This window comes from Ponticaulis profundi (assembly GCF_042659465.1).
Classification (GTDB): Bacteria; Pseudomonadota; Alphaproteobacteria; order Caulobacterales; family Hyphomonadaceae; genus Ponticaulis; species Ponticaulis profundi.
This window is the reverse complement of record NZ_JBHSSW010000030.1, coordinates 1-3,676: the sequence shown is the minus strand read 5'-3', so window position 1 is coordinate 3,676 and position 3,676 is coordinate 1. Positions and strand designations below refer to the sequence as shown.

3 protein-coding genes are annotated in these 3,676 nt (G+C 55.6%); 2 read left to right on the top strand and 1 reads right to left on the bottom strand.

Annotation, left to right across the window (positions count from 1 at the left end; all coding sequences use genetic code 11):
- The first annotated feature begins 939 nt into the window (after window positions 1–939).
- A complete protein-coding gene (locus tag ACFQDM_RS15160) occupies window positions 940–1,881 on the top strand; it encodes an IS110 family transposase (protein WP_377380483.1) in 942 nt (313 codons plus the stop codon).
- 60 nt (window positions 1,882–1,941) lie between these two features.
- On the opposite strand, the gene ACFQDM_RS15155 is transcribed toward ACFQDM_RS15160, so the two are convergent.
- Window positions 1,942–2,565 (bottom strand): RNA ligase family protein, encoded by a 624-nt coding sequence (locus tag ACFQDM_RS15155; protein ID WP_377380481.1) that lies wholly within the window; start codon window positions 2,563–2,565, stop codon window positions 1,942–1,944.
- Between the two features lie 159 nt (window positions 2,566–2,724).
- Here ACFQDM_RS15155 and ACFQDM_RS15150 point away from each other — a divergent pair, with 159 nt between their 5' ends.
- Window positions 2,725–3,537 carry an aminoglycoside phosphotransferase family protein gene (locus ACFQDM_RS15150; protein ID WP_377380479.1) on the top strand — a complete coding sequence of 271 codons (813 nt, stop codon included), beginning with the start codon at window positions 2,725–2,727 and terminating at the stop codon, window positions 3,535–3,537.
- Window positions 3,538–3,676: the final 139 nt, after the last annotated feature.

Here is a 3,676-nt window from a genome sequence, read left to right as displayed (position 1 = left end):
GCCTTGTGCTTTTTTATAAGGTCGAGGTTCCGAACAGAGCCCGGTTGTCCAGCCCGCAAGGGAACGACCTTGGGAGTGGACGCAGAGGGCCGGAGCAGGCTGTAAGCGAGACCAAAGGGATCGAGCGTCAGACTGTGGGCAACCGGGCGAGAGGTTGCGTCAGTTAGTAAATCTGACAAATCCACCTTAGTTAAATATTGTCCTCATTAAGCCGAAAGCTGCGCCCATTACTGAGAGCATGGAAAGTACTGACAGAATTCCAAAGAGAGCAAATATTAAACTGTGATTGGTTGCGTTTATCTTGGCCTCAATATTAAGAACCAATATTATCAACATACTTACACTAAAGAAGCCGAGGATGGGAGACGCAATAAACATTGACAATATAACTACGTACTCAATAAGACTATCCAAGGAAAAGGCTGGCAGTTGGTCCCACGTGTCTTTAGCGATTTTGAAAAGAGCGCCACATAGTGCTGCAATAGTGGAAGCCCTTATTAGATGTTCAGCAATCAAACCGGACTCATGGGCCAAATGGTTCAGTTTCAGTTTTATAGGGCTATTAGTCACGCTCATGTCTCACTTTGTAAATTGTAAATTTCGCAATACGGTTTTTGCCCATATGACGCATAACGATATTCCGTCTTATGGCTCCTCTAGTATAGATGCCATGGTTTTATCATGGAATTTTTTGTTGTCATTGTGGCCGCATCCCGTCCTGTGGCCGGGACCGCGCTTATCTAATGACGAAGGTAGGTTCTGCTTACAAAGTGGAGCCACTGACCGGCACGGCCTTCATGCCGGTCGGTGGCGGGGTCGGATCGGGACCGCGCTGGTTACATAGAACCGTCCTAGAGTGTGATCGCCCCGCCCTTTCGAGCTGACCTGAACGGATACAAGGGGATCGTGCCCCGCATGATAAGCAGAGGACAGAGAAAGATGGGTGGCGAAACGGTTGGTGTTGATATCGCAAAACTGCACTTCGACGTTCACAGTTACCCTGGCGGCGGAAGTGGGCGGTTTGAGAATACCGACAAGGGGCGAAGGTCTTTTGTCAAATGGCTGAAAAGTCGACAATCGGTCATGGTCGTGTTCGAACCTACTGGACCATACCACAAGGCTCTGGAAGCCGATCTGCACAGGGCGGGGATTGCGTTGGCAAAGGTGAACCCGCTCCATGCCCGTAGGTTCGCTGAAGCAACGGGCTGCCTCAACAAGACGGATCGTGTAGACGCTGCTATTCTCGCACGGATGGCGGCCGTTCTTCAGATCAAGGCACAGCCTGAACGGCCGGAAAATATGACTGGCCTGACGGAGTTGCTTTCGGCGCGGCGCGGGCTGATGAAGGAGCGAACAGCCAACCTGAACCGGCAAAAGAACCTCGTCCACCCTTTGCTGAAGCGGCAGTGTTCGGCCCGCATCCGGCAGATCGAGGGCCAGGTCCAAATGATTGAGCGTGAACTCCGAGCCGCTGTGGCAGCGGATGCTGCGCTGACGCAGAAGTTTGAAATCCTCATCAGCATACCTGGGATTTCCGCTACGACCGCGTTCACACTCCTGGCGGAGTTACCTGAGTTAGGCGAACTTACGTCTGCTCAGGCAGGAAGTCTTGCAGGGCTGGCACCAATGCACCGCGAGTCAGGGAACTGGAAAGGACAATCCCGCATCCGGGGCGGTCGTGCCGTCCTGCGGCAATCCCTGTACATGCCAGCACTTGTCGCAACACGGTTCAATCCGGATCTGCGCGTCGTCTACAAGCGGCTTGTAAACGCAGGTAAGCCCGCAAAGATTGCTATCACGGCTGTAATGCGGAAGCTCGTGATTTTGGCCAACACCCTCGTTGCGTCTGGCCGCATATGGGAGCTGCGGCCGATGAAATGACGTAGGAGCAGACCTTCACCGCACCTTGCACCGAGGGCCACAGTGCGGACGGAGCTGCCGTTAGGCTTCAGCTAGGCGATTAGGGATGAGTTCAGCCTTCATCCAGTGGATTTCTGACTGAACGTGCCCTTCCCTGACATATTTCCCCACCCGCCTAGGCATGTCGCTTTCCGTGAACGAGTCAGCGATTCTTACCACAAAACCTTCCTGCCTAGTCAGGTCGAGCGCCTGCGTCAGGTCATCGAACAGAGTTGGACGGTAAGGGCCTCTATAGAGCGTCGGAACAGGCTGGATCCCCAGTTCCTCGAAACGTGCCTGCGTCAGATCCCAGGACTGGACTTCATCGCCAACAATCCAGGCGAAGCCGAGGAAATATGAGGGCAGCGCATCATAGGCGACCGAATGACGAGCATAGAGGTTCTCACCGACAATACGTTCGCCCTCTACCAGATAGGGAGAAATCCCTGCGGCGAACGCTTTGAGCCAGTCTCGGGAAGGATGGTAACGGCTGTCAGGGCTGCGCGCATGTGAGCCGCCAGCGTGAATGGTCGTATTCTCACCGTCCATTTTTTCGGTGACGACGAGGTCTTCCACCATCAGACCTTCAAGCGAAGACATGACCTTGTCGTCGCTGGTGGCGCCGGGCGAAAACGGAAGGTGGAATGTGCGACCATACTTCTTCATGCCCCCGCGATAGCACGATGACTGAATGACGGCTATGGGCTCTCCACGACACCGCCACCTTGGCGCAGGACGGCAGCGATGCGGACGAACCGGACACTCATCGTCCCTCACCCGTTGCTCACATGGTGCCCGCACTCATGTCGGCCTATGGAGAACGCTATGTTTGAACTGTACTTGCATCGGTGGGATCTGGTTCCCGATGGTGAGCCGATCGTCACGCCGACCGCCCAGCTTCTTCCGGTGCTGCGGCAGGAAACGCCCGCGATGTTGAAGCTCTCTTCGCAGCCGGATCAGCAGCGGGGAGCGGCCCTCATGGAATGGTGGGCCGGCGGGGGCGCGGCCGAGGTCTTCGCCCGGGACAACAATGCTGTTCTGATAGAACGTGCCACGGGTACGCGGTCATTAGCTGATATGGCCCGTGTTGGTGAAGACGATAGCGCCTGCCGCATTCTTTGTGCGACCGCTGACCGGCTGCATCGTCAGCGTCCTGGCAAGTTACCCGACTTGGTTCCTCTGCACCTTTGGTTCCATGATCTTGAGATTGCTGCTGCAAAGCACGGCGGCATTCTGGCCCAAAGCCTCCAGGCAGCACAGACCTTACTTGCTAATCCCAGAGAGCAGACAGTCCTTCATGGCGACCTCCACCATGACAACGTCCTTGACTTCCTTGAGCGCGGCTGGCGCGCAATCGACCCACATGGGCTTATCGGTGAGCGTGGCTTCGACTTTGCCAACATTTTCACTAATCCTGATCTAAGCGATCCTGACCGCCCGGTCGCTACCCAGCCAGGGCGCTTCCATCGAAGGCTGAGCGTGGTGACGGAAGCCGCAGGTTTGGAACGCCACCGTTTGCTACAATGGATTCTGGCGTGGACAGGGCTGTCAGCAGCTTGGTTTCTGGAAGACGGAGATCCGCTGGCGGAAGTGGATCTGGTGATTGCGGCGATTGCAGCATCGGAACTTGCCCGATGATCTCGGACAAGGAATGACCGCTAAGGGCTCTATAGGGTCATTTGATGCACCACGCACGAACGGCTGCTTTCGCCGACCGACAGGCTGTTTCTGATGCTTGACGAACAACGGATACTCTAGGCTTGGCCGGCAAGGGCCG